This window comes from Marinobacter sp. 1-4A (assembly GCF_016597725.1).
In the GTDB taxonomy this organism is placed as follows: Bacteria; Pseudomonadota; Gammaproteobacteria; order Pseudomonadales; family Oleiphilaceae; genus Marinobacter.
The window spans coordinates 109,969-134,082 of record NZ_VCGY01000006.1 but is presented as its reverse complement, the minus strand read 5'-3'; the positions used below and the strand labels follow the sequence as shown (position 1 = coordinate 134,082).

Genomic DNA, 24,114 nt, shown 5'->3' with positions numbered 1-24,114 from the left:
CAGACTGCCAGCGATTTTCAACCCCGTTCGCCCTCGCGATAGGCGCCCGGGGTTACGCCGGTCCACTTCTTGAAGGCTCGGTGGAAAGTTGACGGCTCAGTGAACCCGACTTTCTCGGCAATATCGTTAATCGATAATTCTTGCCGCCCCAAATAATAGATCGCCATATCTCTGCGTAGTAAATCCTTTATCTCCTGAAATGACGTGTTTTCCTGCTTCAGCCTGCGACGCAAAGTTTGAGGGCTGGTGTGCAGCTCGCTTGCAATCCATTCGAAATCCGGCAGGGGCTTTGAAAAATCTCTGCCGATGAGGGCCCTGATCTTGCCGGTGAAAGTATTGCTCTCGTCCGGACGGGACAGCAGGTCTGCAGGTGAGGTTTTCAGAAATTGCAATATCTCCGGCTTGTCTCTTATCACCGGTGCCGATAAAAATCGCTTATCAAACGTTAGCGCTGTGCGGTCAGAATCAAACTCTAGGGGGCAATGAAAGATATGACGGTATTCGTCGCCATGAGCGGGCCGGGGGTAATTAAACTCGGCTTTTTCCAGCTCTACCGGTTGGCCTACCAGCCAGCTGCCCAAACGGTGCCAGATAACCAGAATGCTCTCGCGCAGAAAATAATCAGGGTCGTGAATCTCGCCTTCAATGCGTGACACCAGTTGTGCTTTCTGACCACTGGTTTCCAGCTCCATTGTGGCCATGGGATCAAACAGCCGGGAAAACTGATACGCGCGGCGATAAACAGCTTCAAGGGTAGGGCATTCGATAACCAGCGCACACATGGTGGCAAAGGTGCCGGCCCGGGCGCGCCGAGGCCCCATTCCCAGAAACTCATCATCCATACGGTGCCAGGCAATCTGTAGCAGCGAACTGAATTGATCGCTATTAACCCGGGCCATTTCAATGCGCAAAAGATCAGGTGATATACCTGCGTCGCGGAGCATGTCGCCGGTATTAAGCCCCAAGCGTTTTGCGCCCGACAGAGCAGCCTGCACAAAGTGCCGTGAAACAGTCAGATCAGACATTAATTTCGCCATTCGATAAGAAGCAGCCCCATCATAAAACCCCCTAGCCACAATGCAACCGGAGCTGCTGTAACAATTGGCTAATTGTTATGGCGCAACAGGCAGTTGGCCCCCATTGCAAAACCGTGCAGCATGGGGCTATAGAGAGCAATTCATCGCACAACAAAGGAGAACACCATGGCAGGTCCGTTGACCTCAATGAAGATTCTGGACTTCAGCACCCTGCTGCCCGGGCCATACGCAACCATGCTTTTGGCCGACATGGGTGCAGAGGTGCTGAGAGTTGAGGCGCCAGACCGGGTAGACCTAACCCGCGTGATGCCGCCCCACGATGCTGGAGTAAGTACCGCCCATGCTTTTTTGAATCGAGGCAAACAAACCCTTGCACTGAACCTGAAAAAAGAAGGCAGCAAAGAAAAGATTCTGGAGCTGGTTAAGCACTATGACATTGTGATTGAGCAGTTCCGCCCGGGTGTAATGGACCGGTTGGGTATTGGTTACGAAACCTTGAAGGCGGTTAACCCTAAGCTGATTTACTGCGCCATCACAGGTTATGGCCAGACCGGTCCCTACAAAGATCGCGCCGGGCACGACATAAATTACCTCTCCCTTGCTGGCGTGAGCAGCCACTGCGGCCGTGAAGAAACTGGCCCTCCACCCATGGGCATCCAGATTGCCGACGTTGCAGGGGGCTCCCACCATGCGGTAATGGGCATATTGGCGGCGGTGATCCATCGCCAACAGACCGGAGAGGGGCAGTTTGTAGACATCAGCATGACAGACGCCGCTTTTGCGCTTAACGGCATGGCCGGCGCCGCTAATCTGGCGGGTGCTCAGGAGCAGAAGCCCGAAAGCTCTATGCTCAATGGTGGTTCTTTTTATGACTACTATAAAACGCAGGACAACCGCTGGCTCTCGGTGGGAAGCCTGGAGCCACAGTTTTCTGCGCGACTGTGCGACATTCTTGAGTTGGCTGATATGAAGAGCTTTGCCATGAGCCAAAACCCCGAGCATCAAACGTCATTCAAAGCCGCACTCAGTGAAAAGATACAGCAAAAAACGCTAGAGCAGTGGCAGGCTGTTTTCGCCGATGTCGACGCATGTGTAGAGCCGGTTTTGAGTATTGCGGAGGCGGCAGAACACCCACAGCTCAAAGCGCGGGATATGGTGATTGGGGTTGATCGAGGTGACGGCACGATGCAGAAGCAAATAGGGTTTCCGATTAAGTTTGAGAAAACGCCCGCGTCGACCACACGAATCGGGCGGCCTATGGGCGAGTAATTAAAAGCGTAGCCGGGATTTAATCTGAATATAGGTTCAGTTTTCCCGGCCTTCTGCTAGGTTTAATAGTGTCGCCGACGACGGCGAATCCTGCAGTTAACAATTATAAGGATGACACTATGCAAACCTGGAGTAATCGGGCCGCGCGATCAGCGCGCGGCGCAGCGCTGGTGCTTTTAGGCAGCACAATGCTGGCAGGCTGTTTTGATGGCAGTAGCTCATCATCGGGATCAACAGAGCCTGAACTCAACACCAACTTGTTTCCCGCCGATGGAAAGCTGGAAGCAACCATAAGGAGAACCGAAGGGGGTGTTCCCCATATTAAAGCCGACAACTTGAAATCAGCGGCATTCGGGCATGGTTATGCGCAAGCGCAAGATAATGTTTGTTTGCTGGCGGAGGCGGTTGTCAAGGCGCGTAGTGAGCGCTCCAAGTACTTTGGGCCGGGGCCAGACGCTGGATTCGGGGTAGGCTTGAACATTGTTACCGACTTCAGCTACAAAGCGCAGAAAATTTACAGTGGTGCGGAGTCAGAATTACCCACGCTGAGTGACGAAAGCCGCGCGTTAATCGAGGGGTTTGTTGAAGGCTATAACCGCTATATTACCGAAACAGATCCGGCGACTCTACCGGCTGAGTGCCGGAGCCAGCAATGGGTTAAAACGATTACGCCGGTTGATCTACTCGCCCATTATCGGATTGTGGGGCAGTACGCTAGCGGGAACTCCTTTGCCACCGGTGTAGCTTTTCTTGCGGTGCCCCCGGGTGTGAGCCCGGCGCCGAACCCGGTGGCTGCGGTTGGTGCCAGCGATGCCGTTGAAAAGTTACAACAAAATGTTGTTAAGACAGCCTTAGCCTCCGCACAATCCGTTCAAGACTTTAGCGATACAGGTCTGGCAAGTAACGCTTGGGGTATCGGTAAGACTATGACCGAGCAGGGGCGTGGAGCACTGCTGGCGAACCCCCACTTCCCCTACACAGGCCACCGTCGCTTGTATGAAACGCAAATGACTGTGCCGGGTTATATTAATGTTCATGGTGCGGGGCTACTCGGTACGGCCATTCCACTGATTAACTTCAATGAAAATCTAGCTTGGTCACATACCGTGACAACAAGCCGCCGTTTCACTTGGTATGAACTGGTGCTGAAAGATGGCGATGACCTAACCTATGTTAAAGATGGTCAGGAAAAGCCGATTACCGTTGAAACCTACCAAATCGAAGTGGCTATGCCGGGCATGGCAGACCCGCTGGTGCTGGAGCGGGACTTCTACTTCTCCGAGTATGGCCCCATGATCGCAGCCAATGCAATCAACCCGCAGTTGCCCGCGTGGGGAGGGAATGGCGCTCTGAACTCCGGGAAGAGAATCGCGATGACCTATCGCGATGCCAATGCCAATACCGGTGGTCTGCTGGATACTTGGCTGCAGATGAGCCTTGCAAAAAACCTTACCGAGTTTCAGGACGTTTTTAAAAACTGCGGCTCGACGCTTTGGACGAACACCACCTATGCCGACGATCAGGGAAATGCGTTCTACATAGACAGCAGCTCCGTGCCGAATCTTTCGGATAAGGCAGCTGCACTCGTTAATTTAAGGCGGTTGCAGCCGTCCTATGCAGGGCTGTTTGACCAAGGCGTTACTTTGCTTGATGGCAGCAAGTCTATTGAAGATTGGGTAGAAACCGAGTGTGGTGCCCTCACAACTTATGAGCAGAAGCCGAAGCTGTTGCGCACGGACTGGGTTCAGAACTCTAACAGTAGCCACTGGGCAACCAATCCAAGCGAATTCTTGACCGGATACTCACCGCTCTATGGTGACGAGAATGCACCCATTAATGCCCGGACTCGCCTTGGTATTAAGATGCTGCAGAACCCAATGGCTTCCGGTTTCCCTTCAGCTCCGCTCATTGCTGGCCAAGATGGAAAGTTCAGTGCTGAAGAGCTTTTAGGTGTTATCTGGAATAACAGAGCATGGTACGCAGAGCAGCTTCTCCCTGAGTTACGGAATCGTTGCAACACTATTGGTACCACTCCAGTCGATGGCCGTGATCTGACCCCCTGGTGTCAGGCGCTTGATAATTGGGATGGCCTTTATAACCTTGATAGCAAAGGCGCGCATATCTTCCGGGTGTTCATGGCGAACTATCTGAGTGATATGGATTCTGACCTGACCAAGCCGTTCAGCCCGGCAGACCCCGTAGGAACGCCTGCGCTACCTAATACCCAGAATGCTGGAACGCCAGCTGACACCATGCTTCAGGCTCTCTCTGCGGGAGTTGGTGCACTGCAATCTCAAGGTATTCAGCCAACCGATGAACTTGGCACTCTCCAATACTATCGTGCATCCGGCGGTGCAGCACCTGACTCCGGCGACACACCGACCTTCCAAATGGTTGGGATTCCCTGGCATGGCGGCGACGGTAATATCGATGGCGCTTTTAATGCTATAGGCGTTGTCGGTAGTCCGGTTGCTGAGGACACGAGACTGCCTCGAATTGCGCCCAGCACGATCCCCAACACCGCAGGACTTTCTGATGGCAGTGACGGGATTGATGGTTGGCTGATGTCCAGAGGGACAAGCTGGCACTTTGGGCTTGAGTTCACTGAAAACGGACCAGAGGCTTATGGCCTTGTAAGTTACTCACAGTCATCTGACCCTATGTCGCCTTACTTCAAGGATCAGAGTCAGATGTATTCCGATAAAATGTATCGCAAGTTGCCGTTCACGGAGGATGAAATTGCGGCGAGCCTAGTTACCAGTGGTGAGTCGACTATAAGCAGTCAGTAGGCAATTTATAGTGAAGAGAATGTGATTGAGTCCGACCCTATGGAAGGGGTCGATACAAAAAAACCGGCGGATGATCAGTCATCCGCCGGTTTTTTATTTTTGCGCCCCGGCCAAGCTCGGGGCTTTGGTGCTTATAGTGGCTTACTGGTTTTGGTCCAGAGCCTTGTCGATTGTCTGGCTGCTGCCAAGCGAAGCGCCAACGGCAGGGGCAGATTGCCCCGGGATGGGCTGTGCGCTGAGGGCTTGAGCGGTTTGAGTGATCATTGCACTAAATGCAACGCTAGTATCCGCCGCTCCGCCGGGGCAGTTTTCGTTAGGCGCAATTGGCCCAATAAAGGTACCGTGGTTCGCGTCGGCGCATGGATTGGTTCCATCGAAGAAACTCGCAACGGGCATTGCACTACCGGTTGGCGTAGTTGTATCGATGATGCCAAGGCCTTCAGATCCATCAGCCAAAGAACTTCCGCCAGCACCCAGATCGATTAGGGCCATGAGCGGCTCGGTTCCCGCCAGCGGCGCTGAGAAGGCACTACCAAGCGTATTCACGTTTGCTTCATTGGGGACAGTAGTGTCGCCAACAACTTCTGTGATCAGGATGTTGTTTGTTGAAGCACCTAGATCTTTAGCGAAATTGACAGGGTCCGATGCATCCACAACAGACTGGAACACATAAAAGAAGCTCTCGAAGTTGGAACTTCCCTGAGTAACTCCAGCGGCTTCCAATCCCCCGAGCAGGCTGCCAGCGAGGGATGTGGAGTTTTCGATCAGTCGGGTTACCTGCCCACTACTGTTATGCAGTACAACAGAGTTCAAACTGGGGAATGAGAAACTACTTAATGGTGTGCCAGCAGACTGGTAGATTCCATTGAGAGTGGTATTTAACGTTCCATCATTTGCAAGTGATGCAAATGCGGTTCCGGAAATACCGCCCAGAGAATGCCCTACGAAATTTACTGGAACGCCAGCAAGGTCACCTTGTGTGGCGTAGTTGCCATCTATGTCAAAGGTTTGAATAGACGCTGCGACGTTCAACAGATCCACAACACCTTGGCGCAAGTTATCACGGCTGTTCATCATGTTGCCCGGGTTGATAAACAGGCTGCCTGAGGAGATGTCAGCTGCACCAGCTTCAACGGGCTGCAACTGAGCGTTACTGGTGTAGCCGAAGTGACGCTCACCAATATAGTCCGCATTGATCAAGGCGTTTAGCTGAGGTTCCAGCGGTGAGCCAGCAACGCCGGGGGCCTGAAGAACCTGACCAATCGTTGCCGTCAGAGTCGCTTCATCGAGCGTATCAAGACCCGGCACACGGCCATTTGTTGCGCCCGCCAAACCGTGCAGTGGCTGGTCAATAGCAACAACGGTTTGGCACGCGCCCTGAGCAAGTGCTATGCCCGGAAGCATTGAGCCACTGCGGTCTACGGTAATGCCATGCTGGAAGATGGTCACGCCGTTAGGCTTGCCAGACTCTGCATTGACGCAGGCCGCAGGCTGCGCAGCTGTTCCATCCAGTACCGGATGGAAAACAACCACTGGTACGGTGGTGTTTGCTTTTTGTTGCGGGAACGGGAAGTAGCCGTTCACGTTCAGTTTACCGTCGATGTCCCTTAGGAATGAGAAGGTTTGCTCGCCCGGTTGTAGGCTCTCATTCAGGCCAGCCTCTAGGCTGGTACTGCCAGACCAGCTACCCGTTACAATGCCTGTGCCGTCGTCACCGGGGAGGGATTGGAAGTACGGCAGAGTAATTGCGCCCTGAGATACCTGTACTTGCTGTGCGGCCGCCTTGATGGGATTTGCGTCATCTAAATTGGCAATGGTCGCCAAGGTGGCCGCAGATTTTGCTGGATAGAAGAACGACGGGCGTGGAATCGGAATATGCAGGGATTTTCCAACTTCGTTCGCTATTGCAGCACCAATGTTCTCCGGAGTAATACGCGGCGTGATTTGGCTCAACCGGGTAATTGACGCCAATTCAGCGGCTGTAAGCGTGCTTGGGTCAAGCTCGCCTTGTTGCAGTTGGCCAGCCTTAACAGCTATAGCTCCAAGCTTTTCCGTAAGTTGTGAAAAGTTCAGAGTGGGGTAGTTGTCTCTAATAACCTTCAACTGTGCCGTAAAGCCGATTTTTTGGCCTAGAGCTGTGCCGAAGGCGGCCGGTGCCATCATGGCTTTCAGAACGTTTTTGTCTGAGTTCGTAGTAAACGAATAAGCGAGGGCCGAATTGGACCCAGTGTTGTTGGCTTCGAGGAATCCGTTTGCCAAAGCATCCAGATTTTGAAGCAGGGACTTAACATTGCCTAGAGCTGGGTTGCCAAGAACACCGTTAGCCAGTTCAACGTCTTGTACAGAGCGCGTAATTGATTTGCCGTTTGCGCCTTGGACAGCGTCAGAAACAATGACCAGATACTTCTGGCCTTCCTCAAGTGGCTCAAGAGGCACCACGCGGATTGCGTTGTCGGTACCGCCATCCAGACTGACTACATCGGCTCGGAATTTGGGCTGCACAAGAGGCGTCTCTAGCCCTTGGCCGAACGGATCGGCAGTTACGATACTAGTTGGGTTAGTGTTCGGAAGCGCCAGTGGTGCTGAAGCTACGGCTGGACCTACGTTAAGCGGAACTAGAAAAACAGATGCATTGGCCAGCACAGACGCAGGGTTCAGGGATCCATCAAACTTTAGGCTAAACGCACCGGAAGTGGAAAACCCGGAGAGGCGGTTTACGGCATCGTCGGCAGGAGTAGACCCAGTTGAGAGGCCGGTAAAATCAAAATTTGCACTCTGAGTTGCACCCAGCAGCAGGATCAGGTCCGAGTTAATCGGGAAGGCAGCATTTTCACCAGCTAACGGGTTAGGATGATAAACCGGCCTTACAAGGCTGCGATCAATGGTTGTATCGTCAATTTTATAATCCGGGTTAGCATTTGCCCCCTCGTCAGCGCCGCTAAGGCAGCCTGTTAGCCCAAGGGAAGACGCCACGGCAAGACTTATTAGTGTTTTCTTGAACATGGGTGGAACCTTTTCCTGTTGTTGTATCGTTATGTTCGGCAACTAACGGGGCCGGTCTGATGCGGTAAACCCGGTGTCAGTGGCCTGTTCTGCTTAAACGGTTGTCTGAAATTGTAGCCAGCGCTTCAAGCCAATTTCTGTATTTATGACTATAGCGACACTAAAGCCAGTGTTGATCAGCCAAAAGTGTGATTCTTGCTATTTGGATCCTCCTCGCACAAAAGGGGAGCTTGGCCTTAATGAAAAATAGTCGGCTGGGCGGCGTTTGTCGAGCCCAAGCCAAAGATATGCTGGGGTTTTTACAAAATGTATCAAATGCCCACCAGACTGGGTGTTCCGGCGGGCGAGTGGGTTATTTGAATCGCGAGAAATCGGGTTTGCGCTTTTGCATAAAAGCACTGAAAGCTTCGGCTGCTTCCGGCGATTTCAGGCGCTCTGCAAATAGCTCACCCTCGGCCATCATAGTGGCGGTAAGTGCTTCTTGAGTTGGGCTGCCTAGTAACTTTTTGGTGGCGCGGATGGCGGCCGGAGGTTGGCTGGCGAGTTTCTGGCAGGCTTCCCGAGCGACGTTGTCCGTTTCGGCGGGATCACATATTCGATTTATCAAGCCCATACGATACGCATCCTCTGCACTGAAAGCTCCGCCCAGCATTAACAGTTCGGCGGCACGCACCCGGCCTAACCAAGTGGGTAACAGTAGGCTGGAACCGCCTTCCGGGCACAGTCCCAGACTGGCAAAGGGCATTTGGAAGCGGGCATTGCTGCCTGCAAACACCATATCGCAGTGCAGGAGCATGGTGGTGCCCACACCTACCGCTGGCCCATTTACCGAAACCACTACCGGCTTCGTAGCCTTTGCCAAAAGAAGCAAGAAGCGCCCCACGGGCGTTTCTGTGAAGGCGCCTTGCAAACCGCTGGCAAAATCGCCCAAGTCGTTTCCAGCGGTAAAGCAGTCTTGGCTGCCGGAAAATAAAACGCAACGGATATCAGCATCCGCTTCAGCCTGCTCAAGCGCATCGCCAAGCGCGGTATACATGGCGTGGGTAAGGGCGTTTTTGCGTTCTGGGCGGTTAATGCGAACGGTAAGAATCTGGTTGCTGAGTTCGGTTTGAATGAAATCTGCCACGGTCTCTCCTAACTGGGTGTTTTTTATCATTTGGTTAGGATGATACCTTTTTTCCGGCGATTGTTAAGAAAACCTTCGCCTTCTGTTCAGTGCCTCGTGCTCATGAATTTCTGGTAAACTGTGCCACCTGTTTTTTTGACGTATCTACCATAACGAGACCAACCTGATGAGGCGCCTATGACCACTGTAATCCGCCAGGATGACCTGATTGAAAGCGTAGCGGACGCGCTGCAGTTCATTTCTTACTATCACCCGAAAGATTTCATTCAGGGTGTTTACGAGGCTTACCAGAAGGAAGAGTCTCAGGCGGCCAAGGATGCTATGGCACAAATTTTGATCAACTCGCGTATGTGCGCGCAGGGCCACCGTCCGCTTTGCCAAGATACCGGTATTGTGACCGTGTTCGTTAACATTGGCATGAATGTTCAGTGGGACTGCGAGATGGCTCTGGACGATGTCATCAATGAGGGCGTGCGTCGTGCCTATGCCAACCCGGACAACGTACTGCGGGCTTCAATTCTTGCCGACCCTGATGGCAAGCGCCAGAACACGGGTGATAACACACCAGCGATTATTCATTACAAAATGGTGCCGGGTGATACGGTTGAGGTTCATGTAGCGGCCAAAGGCGGCGGCTCTGAAGCGAAATCCAAATTCGCTATGCTGAATCCATCCGATTCCGTTGTGGACTGGGTTCTGAAAATGGTGCCGCAAATGGGTGCGGGCTGGTGCCCGCCCGGTATGCTGGGTATTGGTATTGGCGGCACGGCTGAAAAGGCTATGCAGTTGGCGAAAGAATCGCTGCTGGATCCTATCGACATCCACGATCTACAGGCGCGCGGTGCATCCAACCGTGCCGAAGAACTGCGCCTTGAGCTGTTCGACAAGGTGAATGATCTGGGCATTGGTGCTCAGGGTCTTGGTGGCCTGACAACCGTGCTGGATGTGAAGGTAAAAGACTATCCTACCCACGCAGCGAATAAGCCTGTAGCGATTATCCCGAACTGTGCCGCCACCCGCCACGCACACTTTACGCTTGATGGCAGTGGCCCCTCTCTACAAACCCCGCCAAGCCTAGAAGACTGGCCTGAAATCACTTGGGAAGTAGGCGAGGGTGTGCGCCGGGTTAACCTGAATACCGTCACGCCGGAAGAAGTAAAAGAGTGGCAGCCGGGTGAAACCGTTCTGTTGTCTGGCAAGATGCTGACAGGCCGTGATGCAGCCCACAAGAAGATGGTGGATATGATCAACGCAGGCGAAGAACTGCCGGTGGATCTGAAAGGCCGCTTCATTTATTACGTGGGCCCGGTAGACCCAGTACGTGAAGAAGTGGTTGGCCCCGCAGGTCCAACTACTGCGACCCGTATGGATAAGTTCACTCACACAATGCTTGAGAAAACCGGCCTAACCGGCATGATTGGTAAAGCCGAGCGTGGTCAGGTGGCCATTGATGCCATCAAGGAATTTGGCGCCGTGTACCTCATGGCTGTGGGTGGTTCAGCCTACTTGGTCTCCAAAGCCATCAAGCACGCGGAAGTGGTTGCTTTCCCTGAGCTGGGTATGGAAGCCATTTACGAGTTTGATGTGGAAGACATGCCGGTAACCGTGGCGGTGGACTCCAAAGGCACGTCGGTTCACCAAACAGGTCCGGTGGAGTGGCAAGAGAAGATTATCGCTGCGAAGGCATTGTGACATTAGCTAGGCCTTGACACTGAGGGCCAGATTTCTAAATCTGGCCCTCAGTTTTCCTATCCTGTTTCTCCGCAGTTAACTTGAACAGCTAATGTTCAAATGCTTGCCCCAATCTGGCGGTAGCTCTGCATATTTTTCAAAGTCTGGTTGCTCGTCGAAGGGCTTCTCCAGAACCTTTAACAGTTCCTTCATTGGCTCAAAGTCGCCGTTCTGTGCCTCCAGAATCACTTTCTGCGCCAGATAGTTCCTCAGAATGTACTTAGGGTTCACGCTGCGCATTTCGTATTCCCGTTCATCCCGGGCGCGGGTTTCTTTTTTAAGCCGTTGCTCATAACGCGCAAGCCATTCATCTGCCACTTGGCGGTCTACGAATAGATCCCTCAGGGGCGCGTGGCCGTGGTCATAAAGGTTGGACAGTGCGCGGAAGAAGGCTGTGTAGTCGGTGCGGTGCTCGTTGAGCATGCTGAAGGTGTCCATAACCAGCCCGAGATCGCCTTCGTCCTCCTGAACGAGTCCAAGTTTGTCCCGCATGTTTTGTAAAAAGCGCCCGTTGTAGGCCGTTTCGTAGCGCTGCAAACCCTTGCGAATGGTGTCTTCATCCATTGCCGGCAGCAACGCATTGGCAAGGTACTGACAGTTTGCAAAGCCTACCTGAGGCTGGCGGTTGTATGCGTACCTGCCACCTTGATCGGTATGGTTGGATATGTAACCGGCATCAAAATCATCCAGAAAGGCGAAAGGTCCGTAGTCGAAGGTGTCGCCGATGATGGACATGTTGTCGCTGTTCATCACGCCATGGCAGAAGCCTACGGCTTGCCAGTCGGCAATAAGTCGGGCCGTGCGCTCAACGACTTCTTCAAACCAGCGCCCATGGCGCTCTTCCTCGGCTAGCTGTATCAGATGCGGGAAGTGAAGCGATATAACGTGTTCGAGAAGGATTTTAACGGTTTCCGGACCTTCGTGGTGCGCCGCAAACTCGAAGTGGCCAAAGCGGATATGGCTTTGTGCTACACGCACCAGTGCGGCTGCAGTTTCAATAGACTCTCTTCGAACCGGGTCCCGGGCACTGACCATGAACAGGGCGCGGGTGGTGGGAATGCCCAGCCCGTGCATGGCTTCGCTGCACAGGTATTCGCGGATAGTGGAACGTAGAACCGCTCGGCCATCACCAAAACGGGAGTAGGGCGTTGTCCCCGCGCCCTTCAGGTGCCAGTCCCAGCGGCGGCTATCAGCGCCTATGGTTTCCCATAAGAGCAGGCCTCGGCCATCACCCAGTTCCGGGTTGTACATGCCAAATTGGTGGCCGGTGTATTTCATGGCCACCGGGTCCATGCCCTCCAGCAGTTCCGTGCCCCCGCCTATTCCAGCCCAATCGGCTTCATTGGTGACATGAAAACCTAGTTCCTGAGCTAGCTTGTGGTTGAAGCAGGCCATTCTTGCATCTTTAAGCGGAGTGGGCTGCACTCGGGTGTAGAAGCTGTCCGGGAGCTCCAGATAGCGGTGTTCTACACGGAAATCGTTGCTACTCATAAAAGCCTATACTCCCATATGGTACGAATTCTGCTGATCTATTGAATAGTTGATTAACTGATCCATCAAAGACGGGAACCTAACGTGTCTGACAGTGAGCTTAGAGCAATTATTGATGCCCTGATTGAGAAAGAAGGGCTTCCTCAAAATTACGCGACTACAGTAGAACAGACCATCCTGCCTCTGATAGAGCACATTGTCTCGTTAAGGAACGCGAAGAACAGAACCATTGTTTTGGGAATTCATGGTGCTCAGGGCACCGGGAAGTCCACTTTTGCGTTGTTTTTGACCAGACTGCTTTATGATCACTTTCAATGCCCGACAGTGAGCATTTCACTGGATGATCTGTACCTTACCAGAGCTGAGCGGGGGGCACTGGCTGAACGCGTACACCCTCTGTTTATGACCCGGGGTGTGCCGGGAACGCACGATCTGGAACTTGGCGAGCAGGTTATTGATAAGCTTCGAATGGCCGGCCCTTGCGATCGCACCCGTATTCCGGCTTTCGACAAATCCCGCGACGACCGTGTTCCTCCGAACGAATGGCCTGTTTTTGAAGGCAGGGCAGAAGTTGTTCTTGTTGAAGGCTGGTGCCTAGGGGCTTTACCTGAAGATGATAAGGCACTGGCTGCACCTCTCAACACACTGGAGGCAGAGGAAGATCCCTTGGGCATTTGGCGAAGGTATGTAAATCAGTGTCTCAAGGGTGAGTATCAGGCGTTTTTTAATGAGTTGGATAGCCTGATTATGCTTAAAGCGCCTTCGATGTCCCGGGTGCTGGAATGGCGCACATTGCAAGAGCATAAGTTGGCAGAGAAAACGGCGCGCGCACCAAATGAGGGCGCACCAGCGCAAGCTGTTCAGGAGTTGCGCATCATGAGCGATCAGGAGGTAGCCCGCTTCATTATGCACTATGAGCGGGTAACCCGGTCTTGCCTTAGGGAACTGCCAGATCGTGCGGATGTGTTGATTGAGGTGTCCGATGATCATTCCCTGAGCCGCCCCATTTTTCGGACTCAATCCTGAAGGAGTTTCCCATGCCCAAGTCACGCTTGGTCATATTTTCAGATCTGGATGGAACCTTGCTCAACCATGAAAACTATCGTTGGCAGCAGGCGGCGCCTGCGCTGGAGCGGGTTGCGGAGGCCGGTATTCCGCTGATCCTGAACTCAAGCAAAACTGCTGCGGAAATCCGGGTGCTGCGTCAGCAACTTGGAAACACCGATCCTTTCATCGTTGAAAACAGTGCAGCCGTGGTTATTCCTCCGGACATATTCGGGAGTGATAGTGAGCAGGTAGTGCATTTTGGGGCGTCCCGGACAGAAGTTTTTAAAGTGCTCTCTGCACAAAGGGACAGCGGCGCACGCTTTCGAGGCTTTGCTGATATGAAGGATGACGAACTGGCCCAGCTCACGGGGCTAGATTCAGCTTCGTCTGCCCGCGCCCGGGAGCGTCTGGGAACCGAGCCACTGGTTTGGCAGGGGAGCGAAGAAGAGTTGAAACGTTTTGAAGCCGCGCTGGCTGCCGAACACCTGCGTCTGGTTAAAGGTGGTCGGTTCTATCACGCCATGGGCATCTTTGATAAAGCCGATGGGGCCCGCTTTTTGCTAAACAAATACAGAGAGCTATACCAAGAGCGTTATGGCGATCAGCAACTGACGGCTATTGCGCTGGGGGACAGCCCCAACGACCAGAAAATGCTGGAGGAAGCAGATATTCCGGTCGTCATCCGCGGGGTTAACAGCAAAGAGGTGCAGCTGCCCTCGGAAAAACACGCCATGCGCTCTCTCAAACCCGGCCCGGCGGGATGGAATGAGTGTGTACTCAATCTCCTGTTTGAGTACGGATACTAGTACTGCAAAGGAGAATCGCCATGGGCGACTTTTACCAGAATGGCATTGTAACCACGCTGCATAACCTTGTTCGCCGGCCAGTGGCGGATCTGGAAGCTGAGTTGATGACCTTTCGCAAGACCCGGCCCATGTCACTTGTGCTGCCGTCTCTTTATTCCGAACTTGAAGGGCCAGCGTTAAAGCACATTGTGCAGGAACTTGCGAAGGTGCCTTATCTGGACGAGATCATTATCGGTCTGGACCGGGCTAACGAAGAGCAATATCGCCATGCGCTTGAATATTTCTCTGGGCTCCCACAAAACTTCAAGGTGCTCTGGAACGATGGCCCACGCCTCCGTGCCATTGATCTGAAGCTTCGGGAGCAGGGGCTGGCTCCCACGGAAATGGGTAAAGGCCGCAACGTCTGGTACTGCTTCGGTTATGTCCTGGCTTCTGGTGTGAGTGAATCCGTCGCACTGCACGATTGTGACATTCTTACCTATTCGCGGGAGCTGGTGGCACGACTGATTTATCCTGTGGCCAATCCGAGCTTCAATTATATGTTCTGTAAGGGTTACTACGCCCGGGTGGCAGATGGGAAGATGAACGGGCGTGTCAGTCGCCTGCTGGTGACTCCTTTGATTCGTGCCATGAAAAAGGTGTGTGGCCCGAGCGATTTTCTGGATTATCTCGACAGTTACCGATATCCCCTTGCCGGAGAGTTCTCCTTCCGCACAGATGTGATTAATGATCTTCGAATCCCCAGTGACTGGGGATTGGAGATTGGCGTGTTGTCGGAAATGAAGCGGAACTATGCCACCAACAGGCTCTGCCAAGTAGATATTGCCGATGTCTACGACCATAAACACCAAGACCTCTCATCGGAGGATGCCAGCCAGGGTCTTTCCAAAATGAGTGTGGATATTTCCAAGGCGCTGTTCAGAAAACTGGCAACGAATGGTGAGATATTCTCGAGCGAGAAGTTCCGGACCATCAAGGCCACCTATTTCCGCATCGCTCTGGATTTTGTGGAAACCTATCAGAACGATGCGATTATCAACGGCCTTGGGTTTGATCGGCATAAGGAAGAGAAAGCCGTTGAACTGTTCGCCCAGAATGTGATGAGCGCAGGTGCTTACTTTCTGGAGAACCCCATGGATACGCCATTCATTCCAAGCTGGAACCGGGTCACCAGTGCTATTCCGGATATCAAGGAGCAATTGCTCGAGGCCGTGGACCTGGATAATAAGGACTATCGGCCATGAGTCAGGTGCTGAGCGCCAAACTGGTTAGTATGCTCGAAACTGTTTATCCGGCGCTGGATTGTGATTTCCTCGCCAGTGAGCTTCTGACCACGATGGGCCTGAGTCCGGACCAGCCTCCGCCAGCAGCTCATCAGAACCATTGGACGGAATCGGATATCGTTCTGATCACCTATGCGGACACCGTTCAGCGAGACGATGAAAAGCCCTTGGTCACACTGCGTCAGTTTCTAAATCGATGTCTTTCTGACAGTATTTCCGCCGTACATATTTTGCCTTTCTTTCCCTACAGCTCCGATGATGGTTTCTCGGTGATGGATTACCTTGCCGTCAATGAGTCCCACGGAAACTGGGAAGACGTCGAAGCCATTGCGCAGGACTTCAAGCTCATGGCGGATCTGGTGATCAACCATATGTCAGCCCGTAGCCGATGGTTTGAGAATTTTAAGAGGCGGATTGACCCTGGCAAGGACTATTTTTTTGAGGGAAACCCTAAGGATGATTTGAGCGCTGTTGTCAGGCCACGCACGTCGCCATTGCTCACGTCAGTTCATACGGAGGACGGCGAGCGTTATGTTTGGTGTACCTTCAGTGAAGATCAGGTTGATCTTAATTTTGCCAACCCTCAGGTATTGATTGAGTTTGCCGCCATTGTTCGTTACTACCTCGAACGAGGCGTCATTATCTTCCGGCTCGACGCTGTGGCTTTCCTATGGAAAGAGCCTGGAACCCCGAGTATCCATCTTCAGCAGACCCACGAATTGATCAAGATTTTGCGCTTGTTGATAGAGCACCACAGCCCGGACGCCGTGGTGATCACGGAAACCAATGTGCCGAACCGCGAGAATCTCACGTATTTTGGTAATGCCAACGAAGCCCATGTTATCTACAACTTTTCGTTGCCGCCGCTACTGATTAATACGCTGGTGACAGGTGACTGCAAGCACCTCAAAACCTGGCTCATGAGTATGCCGCCGGCACAGATGGGAACCACCTATCTGAACTTTATTGCATCCCATGATGGTGTGGGAATGCGCCCCACGGACGGGTTGTTGTCTGAAGAGGAAAAGCAGCGACTGCTCAAAACCATGGAGTCATTCGGCGGTAAAGTATCCTTCAGGCGCACACCTGATGGCCGGGACCAGCCTTATGAAATCAATATTGCCCTCTATGATGCATTGAAGGGCACCTCCGGGAACGGTGTTGACCACTGGCAGTTGCAGAGGTTTATTTGTGCGCACACGGTCATGCTCGCGTTGGAGGGTATACCCGCTTTTTACATACACAGCTTGCTGGCGAAGGAAAACGATACCGAGCGAATGGAGCATACCGGTCGCCTGCGCTCCATCAATCGGAGTCAGTGGCAGCTTGCGGATCTGGAACAGGAACTCGACAACCCGCTGAGTCATCACAGTAAAGCCTATCAGGAGCTGAAGCGTCTGATTGCGATTCGCCGAAAGCAACCGGCTTTCCATCCAAATGCAACCCAGTTTACCTTGCATCTGGGGCTCAAGTTGTTCGGATTCTGGCGCCAAAGCATGCGGCGGGAACAGTCCGTTTTCTGCATTCATAATATCAGTGACGAACTGCAGCAGGTGGCGTTGAGTGATATCAATCTGATTGGGACCGATCATTGGATTGATCTGATTGCGGGTACCGCAATCAGTGACCTTTCGGGTTGCATTACCTTGAAGCCTTATCAAAGCGTATGGTTGTCCAATCGGGATTAAAACAGAATGCCCTGATTTCTAGAATGCTTGCCTCATCCTCCCTCACACTCAAGAAATAGACCCTCTCTTTTCCCGAGGCGCAGAGGTAAGCGAATTATGAAAGCCTACTCATTACAACCGTGAAGACAGTTGAGGTATCCTGACCGGATATTCAGAGTGCTGAGATTAAAGACATGATGAAAGCAATCAAGGTAACCGATGGCGCCCTTGTATGGGAAGACTGCGCGAGCTTTGAAGAACTGCCTGCGGATCACGTGGCAATCGATGTTGTCTGGAGTGCCGTTAACCGTGCGGACCTGTCACAACGTGCCGGTGTTTACCCTCCGCCTCCGGGTGCGTCTGAAATTTTGGGGCTGGAGGTGAGCGGCCGTATCTCTGCCGTTGGTGAGGCCGTGACGGGCTTTGCGCCGGGCGACGAAGTGTGCGCCCTGCTCACCGGTGGTGGTTACGCCACTCAGGTAGTGGCTCCTGCTGCACAGGTATTGCCTATTCCGAAAGGGTTCTCACTGAAAAAAGCAGCGGCACTGCCAGAGGTGTATGCAACGGCGTGGCTGAACCTTTATCAAGAGGCCGACCTGAGACCCGGTGAGAGGGTTTTGTTGCATGCGGCCGGTAGTGGTCTAGGGACCACCGTTATTCAAATTGCTACGGCTTTTGGTAATCCGGTATTCGCGACCGCAGGAGATGACGAAAAGCTGGAAGTTTGCCGCAAACTGGGTGCAACCGGCACCTGGAACCGCAAAAATGGCTCATTTGTTGACGCAGTGAAGAGCTGGGGTGGTGTGGATATGGTGCTGGACCCGGTTGGTGGCAGTTATATCAAGGATGACCAAAAGGTTCTCAGTGCCGATGGTCGGATTGTTTTAATCGGTCTTCTCGGGGGGCGTTTTGCGGAGGTCGACTTGGGCTTGATGTTAGTTAAGCGCCACAAGTTGATTGGTTCTACACTGCGTTCCCGGTCAGTAGCAGACAAGGAACGTGTGATGCAGGACTTATACCGTCACGTTTGGCCGCTTCTGGTCGCCGGGCAAATTGAGCCTGTGATCGACAGTGCATGGCCCATCGAGCAGGCTGAGGAAGCCATGGCGCACGTGGCGGCGAACAAAAATACCGGGAAGGTACTCCTCCAGATAGGGGAGTAGCCTTCCCGGTGCTCCAAGGCAGCTTAAGTTAGTCGGCGATGTGTACCAGTTGCTTGCCGAAATTTTTGCCCTTCAGCATTCCCTTGAAGGCCTCAACAGCATTTTCGAGGCCTTCAGCAACGGTTTCCCGGTATTTGATCTCGCCGGACGCAATACGGCTTGTGAGGATGTCGGTTATTTCCTGATGCTTATCCTGCCACTCGGTTACCAGAAAGAAACGGTGCTCAGGTACCGGGTCGAGGCGCTTGAGAATATCAAACGGTGTCTCTACATTGTCTGTGCTCTTGGCATTGTAAGCTGAGACATAGCCGCAAATCGGCACTCTTGCTCCTGCGTTCAATAGCGGCGCGACGGCTCTGGTAACATCACCACCCACGTTTTCGTAGTAGATGTCGATGCCGTCGGGGCAGGCAGCTTTCAAGTCGGCTTCCAAATTACCGGCTTTGTAGTCTACGCAAGCGTCAAAACCAAGCTCGTCAACGACATAGCTGCACTTCTCCGGACCACCGGCAACACCGACAACGCGGCAACCGTTCGTTTTTGCAGTTTGGCCAACCACTGTGCCCACGGGGCCTGATGCTGCGGAAACCACGACGGTCTCTCCCGCTTTAGGCTTGCCTACATAGGTTAAACCGCAGTAACCGGTGCGGCCAGGCATACCGGCAACACCAAGGTATGTTTGCAGCGGAACGCCTTCTTTTTGATGGATTTTGTAAACCATTGGGGCGTCCGCCGGAAAGGTTACATACTCCTGCCAGCCAGAGTAACAGGTAACTAAATCGCCGACGTTTAGTTTGTCTGAACGAGACTCGACAATCCTCGCTACACTCTCGCCTACGATGGGTTCGTCGATCCCGATAGGATCCATGTAGCCCTTGGCATCGTTCATGCGTGGGCGCATGTATGGGTCTAACGATAACCAAAGAACCTTTGCAACAACTTCACCCTCTTCGGGTTTGCGCACTGGGCGATCTTCCATAACGAGATCACCGTCTTGGATCTCTCCGTTGGGGCGTTTTTTTAGGACAATGGCACGATTTTGGTACTGGCTCATAGTATTCCTCCCTATCTGTAGTGAGGCCTTTCGGAGCAGGCTTGCCCCTTGGGTTGCGTAACGAAACCAGATTAGCCTGCAGCAGAATAGCTTTGGGGTCAACCGCTCAGCTCATTTGGAGGCTAACCGATTTGCCCCCGGCCAAGCTTGCGGCACTACAAACACTCGATTTATTTCCAGCCAGTTTTCTGTTTGCGGGTCTTTCTGCATCATAGCGAACAGCTGGGGGACGGCTCTGTGGTCCACGCGCTCCAGTGCGTCCTGAGTGTGCGTAGTATCAGGCGGGTCCGTCTGGTACCAGTTACCAATCCAGTGCGGTTTGTTAAGAACAACCCAGTGTGACGTGTCCAGAGCCTTGGCGTCGGCAATATACATCCAACTCCCGCGCAGGTGCCCATCGGGAACATAAGCGGGCGTTTGCACCTGTTCGTTGGTGGGATAGAACAGGTATCCCGGCATGAACACTCGCGGGGTCAGTGGGCCAGCGATGTTGAATTCAGAAAGGAGTGCGAGGGTTTCAGGACGCTGTGTTCGTTGGCTTTGTTGCTCAAGCAGGCTGGTTGTTTTTATATCCAGCCTGTCCCGGGCATTGGGGCCGTACCAGAAGGTAGGGCCGTCTGACGCCGGTACACCAAGATAAAACTTGATGGCGATTTCGTGGTGCTCAATCCGGTCGTCTATTAGGTTGTGCACTACAAAATCGAGCTCTCCGATGGTGCGCCCGTTCGATTGGATCTGCTGGTTTTTTAGTAGGATGGGCCAACCTAGCAAATCGTTCAATAAAACCTGATACAGCCGCTCAAAATAGAAACCCAGCCGGCGCTGTGGTGGTTCGCTCAGCAGGAGCGGTGCGGTTTCAGGTTTCTGGTCCCAGCATTTGAGTAAACCGGGGTAGTTTGGGGGCAAATAGTGCGCGGGATCGATTGTGATCGGCGAGTGCAGCAGTTGCGGTGTTTGGCACAGCCAAGCGAGATGACGTATCGCTGGTGTTTGGTAAGAATTGATCAGCTTGGCGGCTAGGTTTGCATTCATCTACCCAGAATACCGTAAACTGTCGGTGAATAAAGGTGCGAGGTTTGAGGGGGCCGCAAGCTTAATCGAAAGGCCCGCAAGCCTAATCGCAACAAGCTATTGCACAAAGCGCCAGAGAACAGAGAACGGAGAGATGAGCATGCAATACTTACATACGATGATCCGCGTTAGTAATCTCGAACAAACTTTGCACTTTTTTTGCGACCTGTTGGGCATGGTTGAGATTGACCGTAAAAGCAGCGAAAAAGGCCGATTTACTCTAGTATTTCTGGCGGCACCGCAAGATGAGGCGCAAGCTCGTAAAAGCAGGGCTCCCATGCTGGAGTTAACCTATAACTGGGACCCGGAGGCTTACGAAGGTGGGCGCAATTTCGGTCATCTGGCATACCGGGTGGACGATATCTACGCGCTTTGCGAGTCATTACAGGCGAACGGCGTGACCATCAACCGCCCGCCGAGAGATGGGCGCATGGCGTTTATCCGCACCCCGGATAATATATCTATAGAGTTACTACAGAACGGTGAGCCACTGACGCCTAGAGAACCTTGGGCAAGCATGCAGAATACGGGCATCTGGTAAGCCTAATAGGCTCACGGGAATTGCAGATGTAAGAAAACGCCCATAGAATCATTGGCTCGCTTTTACGTAGCTTGTTGGTATCACGCTCAAAGCATCAGGACGATGCGCTAAAACAGGGAGATGTTCCATGGAAGACTGGCAAGGATGCTTGGCCCCCCAATGTCAGACTGCATTGCTGAACGCACGTGAAGATGTTGATCATCGCGGCGGTGCTGTCATTACGGTCGAAGATTTTCTGCTCGCATTGCTGAACTCCAGCCCTTCTATAAGCCGTTTTTTGCGTGGATCCGGTGTCGATATGGATGAGCTTATCCGCACCGTTCAGTGTGAGCAGCCGATTGTGACCGAAGTAGGCGGTGAAGGCCTGCTCTCTTCTCAGTTGATCTACTGGTTGGCGACTGCGCGAGAAACCTATGGAACGCCTGCTTGGCTCGATTGGCCGCAGCTCCTCGAAGTGCTTGCACGACACGCAGAGCGCTTGCAGGAAAAGGCGTATGTTTCGGTTCTTGAGCTGGTTTTACGGTGGCCGACTTCAAGTGAGCAGATGGATAGTGATCAACTAATTATTGACGGAAGCCTCGCAAAGTCAGGCATTGATGAGGAAACGGCCCCGGTTGTTATTACCGATACGGACTGGATTGAGCTGGCGGAAGACGTTGCTATCACTCTGGCTGCAACACCCAATGCGTTAGTTTGGGTAAGGGGAGAGCGTGGCTCGGGTAAATCCGCTTGGCTGCGTTCGCTGTTATCATCGTTCACGCAACCCTATGTTGAAATGGATCTGCGCCGCGAAGCGGAATTAATGGCTAGCGAACTCGCCGTTATTCCGGCCACTGGCAAAAAGCCCTGGCCAGTGTTGGTGCTAGATAATGTGACACCGGCCGACTTGCTTATGTTGATGGATAGCCCGTCGGGTCTCGCTTCTGAACTTGTTCAGCGGTGGCAGGGGCCCGTGATGCTTTTGGGCCCGGATGTGCAGCCTGAAGGTGCGGAAAGCTGTCGTACATTGGAGCAACGGCTTGGGCGGGCATTGGAGGTGTATAGTGCGCCGCTTTCCAGTGAGATGCAGCGCAAGGCAATCTTGGTCGCACATCAGGCAGCTATAGAGCGCCGATGGAACATTCATTTGCCGCAACCAGTGATTCATTTTGCAGCCTCCCGGCGCAGCCGGTGTGTTTCTACTCCGGGCGGAATGCTCCAGTGGGTAGAGCGAGCTGCTGCACGGCTGGAGCTATTTGCCCGGCGTGGGCCCGTGAAGTCGGTAGCGCTTTCCGGGCAAGAAGATACGCTCCGGCGCCAGAGTCTTGTTGCCATGGCGAGGCAAGAACCACTGGATGAAATAGCCCAGTCGCTTGAAGATGTGCAGTTGTTGCGTGTGGCTGCCGAAGTCGACTGGTACGAACGGCAAGCAGCAGGCACATTGCGCCAGCTTACGGTGGACGATTTACGGTATGAACTGGAACGCTGGCTTGCAGCGCGGCCCGGGCCGGTTCACTATGTGCTGCATTGTGATCACCAGCATGGAGAATCTGCGAGTGCAGGATCTTGAAATCTACATTCGTGACCTGAAAGCAGGCGCCGTTTCCCGTTGGCTTGAAAGCCATGTAAAGCAGTTGGTACTTGACGACAATGATGTTGCATCCGTTACCAAAGGCACAGCGTATTTTGGCGAAAAGCGGCTTAAAATTACCTTGTATCCACAGGCTTTTGGTAAGCGATTTACCTCGTTGATTATTGAAGGCGAGCAGCTACCGTGGACTAGCGATCTGGATTGTGCACGCAGTGCAAGGCGAGCGATGGATGCCGAAGTCCGTTGCAGCCCGGGGGAGTGGCAAGAGGGTGAAGCGGTGGAAGATGAAAAATGGTGGCGGTTGGACGACCGAGGAGAGCAGCTTGTTGTTTGGAATTGACTAGCTGCGTGCCATCCAGAACGAAAAAAGGCAGCCCCAACTCAATAGTGGGCTGCCTTTTTTGTTTCAGCTTGCGTTTCAGTCGCTCAAGATAGAAACGTTATCTGCTTGCAGGCCTTTATCGGCGTCTACCACACTGAAGCGAACCAGTTGGCCTTGTCGAAGAACCCGGCGACCACTTCCGCGAATAGCACGGAAGTGAACAAAGACTTCGTCTCCGCTGTCGCGGACAATGAAACCGAAGCCCTTCTTGACGTTAAACCACTTAACAGTGCCTTCTTCGTCGCCTTCGGGGCTGTCGTCATCATAGTCGGCATCATCGTTATCGGAGTTCGCGTAGCCTTGGCTAGAACTCTGGCTCCGAGACGGTGAGCTGCTACGCTGCGGCGCACTGCGTGTCGGCTGCTGTTTAGCGGCAACTGCGACGGCAATAAAGCCGGTAATACCGAAAACAATGAAGGTAATGACGTATGCGGCAATGCCACGGGTGCTGCCCAGAGCCTCTACAAATTCGCCAATGGCAATCAGGCGAAGTGGTTCAGGGGTAAATGAGAGCAGCAGGGCAAGTACCAATGGTGCTGGGATAGCGATCAGGAGAGCAACAAGGATCGCTTTGGCTGGATTACGCATTGACTGAGAATTCTCCATTTTTCATTAACGCTGACGATAAAAAACCGGATATCGGGTAAAATCGCTTATCCGGCCAGTGATTACCACCTGATTCCCTAAAAAACGGAAGCTCGGGCGGGCAAAAGCGGCATGATAGCAGATTATCCCCGCGGCATACCAAACGGCTGTGGCATCGAATGCTCTTGGCAGGATCTGGATCTCATATTTACCCATTCACGCGAACCTATTATCCAAGAGGGTTGAGTAGCTGATGAGTCAAAACGATTTGCAAACCAGACTGGACGAACTCGAAACACGGCTTGCCTTTCAGGATGATGTTATTCATACCCTGAGCGAGCAGGTGGCGAAGCAAGAGATGGATATTCGTGAACTGTGGGATGCGAAGCGGTTGCTGCATAGCCAGATCAAGGATTTTTCGTCGTCGAATATCAAGCGTGAAGAGGAAGAGTTACCCCCACCACATTATTGATTCGCGAGACAAAGAGGCCAGAACAAT

The 24,114-nt window shown here is 53.0% G+C and carries 19 protein-coding genes; 12 read left to right on the top strand and 7 right to left on the bottom strand.

Features of this window, described 5'->3' with window-relative positions; translation table 11 throughout:
• Positions 1-17: 17 nt before the first annotated feature.
• Positions 18-1,025, bottom strand: a complete 1,008-nt coding sequence (locus tag FE845_RS13955; RefSeq protein ID WP_200365707.1) for an AraC family transcriptional regulator — start codon at positions 1,023-1,025, stop codon at positions 18-20.
• 177 nt (positions 1,026-1,202) lie between these two features.
• On the opposite strand from FE845_RS13955, the gene FE845_RS13950 reads away from it, so the two are divergent.
• On the top strand, positions 1,203-2,306 hold the full coding sequence (locus FE845_RS13950) for a CaiB/BaiF CoA transferase family protein (protein ID WP_200365705.1): 1,104 nt from the start codon (positions 1,203-1,205) through the stop codon (positions 2,304-2,306).
• A gap of 119 nt (positions 2,307-2,425) precedes the next feature.
• Positions 2,426-5,095: a penicillin acylase family protein gene (locus FE845_RS13945; RefSeq protein WP_200365684.1), complete on the top strand. Its 2,670-nt coding sequence runs from the start codon at positions 2,426-2,428 to the stop codon at positions 5,093-5,095.
• Positions 5,096-5,236: 141 nt separating this feature from the next.
• On the opposite strand, the gene FE845_RS13940 is transcribed toward FE845_RS13945, so the two are convergent.
• The gene (locus FE845_RS13940; protein ID WP_200365682.1) at positions 5,237-8,098 is read right to left on the bottom strand and encodes an MECDP-synthase; all 2,862 of its coding nucleotides are present in this window, start codon (positions 8,096-8,098) and stop codon (positions 5,237-5,239) included.
• Positions 8,099-8,450: 352 nt separating this feature from the next.
• Positions 8,451-9,224, bottom strand: a complete 774-nt coding sequence (locus tag FE845_RS13935; protein WP_200365680.1) for an enoyl-CoA hydratase — start codon at positions 9,222-9,224, stop codon at positions 8,451-8,453.
• Positions 9,225-9,401: 177 nt separating this feature from the next.
• Here FE845_RS13935 and FE845_RS13930 point away from each other — a divergent pair, with 177 nt between their 5' ends.
• On the top strand, positions 9,402-10,916 hold the full coding sequence (locus FE845_RS13930; RefSeq protein ID WP_200365678.1) for a fumarate hydratase: 1,515 nt from the start codon (positions 9,402-9,404) through the stop codon (positions 10,914-10,916).
• 75 nt (positions 10,917-10,991) lie between these two features.
• On the opposite strand, the gene FE845_RS13925 is transcribed toward FE845_RS13930, so the two are convergent.
• Complete coding sequence (locus tag FE845_RS13925) at positions 10,992-12,446, bottom strand: protein adenylyltransferase SelO (protein ID WP_200365676.1); 1,455 nt, start codon at positions 12,444-12,446, stop codon at positions 10,992-10,994.
• Positions 12,447-12,530: 84 nt separating this feature from the next.
• On the opposite strand from FE845_RS13925, the gene FE845_RS13920 reads away from it, so the two are divergent.
• From FE845_RS13920 to FE845_RS13900, 5 genes are all read left to right on the top strand, one after another.
• Positions 12,531-13,472, top strand: coding sequence for a hypothetical protein (locus FE845_RS13920; RefSeq protein WP_200365674.1), 942 nt, complete (start codon positions 12,531-12,533; stop codon positions 13,470-13,472).
• Positions 13,473-13,483: 11 nt separating this feature from the next.
• Positions 13,484-14,299 (top strand): HAD-IIB family hydrolase, encoded by an 816-nt coding sequence (locus FE845_RS13915; RefSeq protein ID WP_200365672.1) that lies wholly within the window; start codon positions 13,484-13,486, stop codon positions 14,297-14,299.
• A 20-nt stretch (positions 14,300-14,319) separates the two neighbouring features.
• Entirely contained in the window at positions 14,320-15,543 is a 1,224-nt protein-coding gene (locus FE845_RS18660) for a glycosyl transferase (protein ID WP_265092043.1), read from the top strand.
• Complete coding sequence (locus FE845_RS13905; protein WP_200365670.1) at positions 15,540-17,270, top strand: sugar phosphorylase; 1,731 nt, start codon at positions 15,540-15,542, stop codon at positions 17,268-17,270. The genes FE845_RS18660 and FE845_RS13905 overlap by 4 nt, the downstream gene beginning before the upstream one ends.
• Positions 17,271-17,446: 176 nt before the next feature.
• Positions 17,447-18,412 carry an NAD(P)H-quinone oxidoreductase gene (locus tag FE845_RS13900; protein WP_227714382.1) on the top strand — a complete coding sequence of 322 codons (966 nt, stop codon included), beginning with the start codon at positions 17,447-17,449 and terminating at the stop codon, positions 18,410-18,412.
• 28 nt (positions 18,413-18,440) lie between these two features.
• On the opposite strand, the gene FE845_RS13895 is transcribed toward FE845_RS13900, so the two are convergent.
• Positions 18,441-19,466 carry an NADP-dependent oxidoreductase gene (locus tag FE845_RS13895; protein ID WP_200365665.1) on the bottom strand — a complete coding sequence of 342 codons (1,026 nt, stop codon included), beginning with the start codon at positions 19,464-19,466 and terminating at the stop codon, positions 18,441-18,443.
• A gap of 111 nt (positions 19,467-19,577) precedes the next feature.
• On the bottom strand, positions 19,578-20,498 hold the full coding sequence (locus FE845_RS13890) for a DUF1853 family protein (protein ID WP_200365663.1): 921 nt from the start codon (positions 20,496-20,498) through the stop codon (positions 19,578-19,580).
• A gap of 139 nt (positions 20,499-20,637) precedes the next feature.
• Here FE845_RS13890 and FE845_RS13885 point away from each other — a divergent pair, with 139 nt between their 5' ends.
• The 3 genes from FE845_RS13885 (at position 20,638) to FE845_RS13875 (ending at position 22,988) form a co-directional block, all read left to right on the top strand.
• A complete protein-coding gene (locus FE845_RS13885; RefSeq protein WP_200365661.1) occupies positions 20,638-21,078 on the top strand; it encodes a VOC family protein in 441 nt (146 codons plus the stop codon).
• 127 nt (positions 21,079-21,205) lie between these two features.
• Positions 21,206-22,627: a hypothetical protein gene (locus FE845_RS13880; protein WP_200365658.1), complete on the top strand. Its 1,422-nt coding sequence runs from the start codon at positions 21,206-21,208 to the stop codon at positions 22,625-22,627.
• Positions 22,614-22,988 carry a hypothetical protein gene (locus FE845_RS13875; RefSeq protein WP_200365656.1) on the top strand — a complete coding sequence of 125 codons (375 nt, stop codon included), beginning with the start codon at positions 22,614-22,616 and terminating at the stop codon, positions 22,986-22,988. Before FE845_RS13880 ends, FE845_RS13875 begins: the two co-directional genes overlap by 14 nt.
• A 78-nt stretch (positions 22,989-23,066) precedes the next feature.
• On the opposite strand, the gene FE845_RS18925 is transcribed toward FE845_RS13875, so the two are convergent.
• Positions 23,067-23,618 carry a cold-shock protein gene (locus FE845_RS18925; protein WP_200365654.1) on the bottom strand — a complete coding sequence of 184 codons (552 nt, stop codon included), beginning with the start codon at positions 23,616-23,618 and terminating at the stop codon, positions 23,067-23,069.
• A gap of 250 nt (positions 23,619-23,868) precedes the next feature.
• On the opposite strand from FE845_RS18925, the gene FE845_RS13865 reads away from it, so the two are divergent.
• Positions 23,869-24,087, top strand: a complete 219-nt coding sequence (locus FE845_RS13865; protein WP_200365652.1) for a SlyX family protein — start codon at positions 23,869-23,871, stop codon at positions 24,085-24,087.
• The last annotated feature ends 27 nt before the right edge of the window (positions 24,088-24,114 follow it).

What these genes read in the sequence shown, in the direction of transcription:
- FE845_RS13940 (WP_200365682.1), bottom strand. Translation starts at nt 8,098, where the DNA reads ATGTTCAAGAAAACACTAATAAGTCTTGCCGTGGCGTCTTCCCTTGGG.
- FE845_RS13950 (WP_200365705.1), top strand. Translation starts at nt 1,203, where the DNA reads ATGGCAGGTCCGTTGACCTCAATGAAGATTCTGGACTTCAGCACCCTG.
- FE845_RS13895 (WP_200365665.1), bottom strand. Translation starts at nt 19,466, where the DNA reads ATGAGCCAGTACCAAAATCGTGCCATTGTCCTAAAAAAACGCCCCAAC.
- FE845_RS13955 (WP_200365707.1), bottom strand. Translation starts at nt 1,025, where the DNA reads ATGTCTGATCTGACTGTTTCACGGCACTTTGTGCAGGCTGCTCTGTCG.
- FE845_RS13900 (WP_227714382.1), top strand. Translation starts at nt 17,447, where the DNA reads ATGAAAGCAATCAAGGTAACCGATGGCGCCCTTGTATGGGAAGACTGC.
- FE845_RS18660 (WP_265092043.1), top strand. Translation starts at nt 14,320, where the DNA reads ATGGGCGACTTTTACCAGAATGGCATTGTAACCACGCTGCATAACCTT.
- FE845_RS13880 (WP_200365658.1), top strand. Translation starts at nt 21,206, where the DNA reads ATGGAAGACTGGCAAGGATGCTTGGCCCCCCAATGTCAGACTGCATTG.
- FE845_RS13925 (WP_200365676.1), bottom strand. Translation starts at nt 12,446, where the DNA reads ATGAGTAGCAACGATTTCCGTGTAGAACACCGCTATCTGGAGCTCCCG.
- FE845_RS13930 (WP_200365678.1), top strand. Translation starts at nt 9,402, where the DNA reads ATGACCACTGTAATCCGCCAGGATGACCTGATTGAAAGCGTAGCGGAC.
- FE845_RS13905 (WP_200365670.1), top strand. Translation starts at nt 15,540, where the DNA reads ATGAGTCAGGTGCTGAGCGCCAAACTGGTTAGTATGCTCGAAACTGTT.
- FE845_RS13890 (WP_200365663.1), bottom strand. Translation starts at nt 20,498, where the DNA reads ATGAATGCAAACCTAGCCGCCAAGCTGATCAATTCTTACCAAACACCA.
- FE845_RS13915 (WP_200365672.1), top strand. Translation starts at nt 13,484, where the DNA reads ATGCCCAAGTCACGCTTGGTCATATTTTCAGATCTGGATGGAACCTTG.
- FE845_RS13885 (WP_200365661.1), top strand. Translation starts at nt 20,638, where the DNA reads ATGCAATACTTACATACGATGATCCGCGTTAGTAATCTCGAACAAACT.
- FE845_RS13945 (WP_200365684.1), top strand. Translation starts at nt 2,426, where the DNA reads ATGCAAACCTGGAGTAATCGGGCCGCGCGATCAGCGCGCGGCGCAGCG.
- FE845_RS18925 (WP_200365654.1), bottom strand. Translation starts at nt 23,618, where the DNA reads ATGCGTAATCCAGCCAAAGCGATCCTTGTTGCTCTCCTGATCGCTATC.
- FE845_RS13865 (WP_200365652.1), top strand. Translation starts at nt 23,869, where the DNA reads ATGAGTCAAAACGATTTGCAAACCAGACTGGACGAACTCGAAACACGG.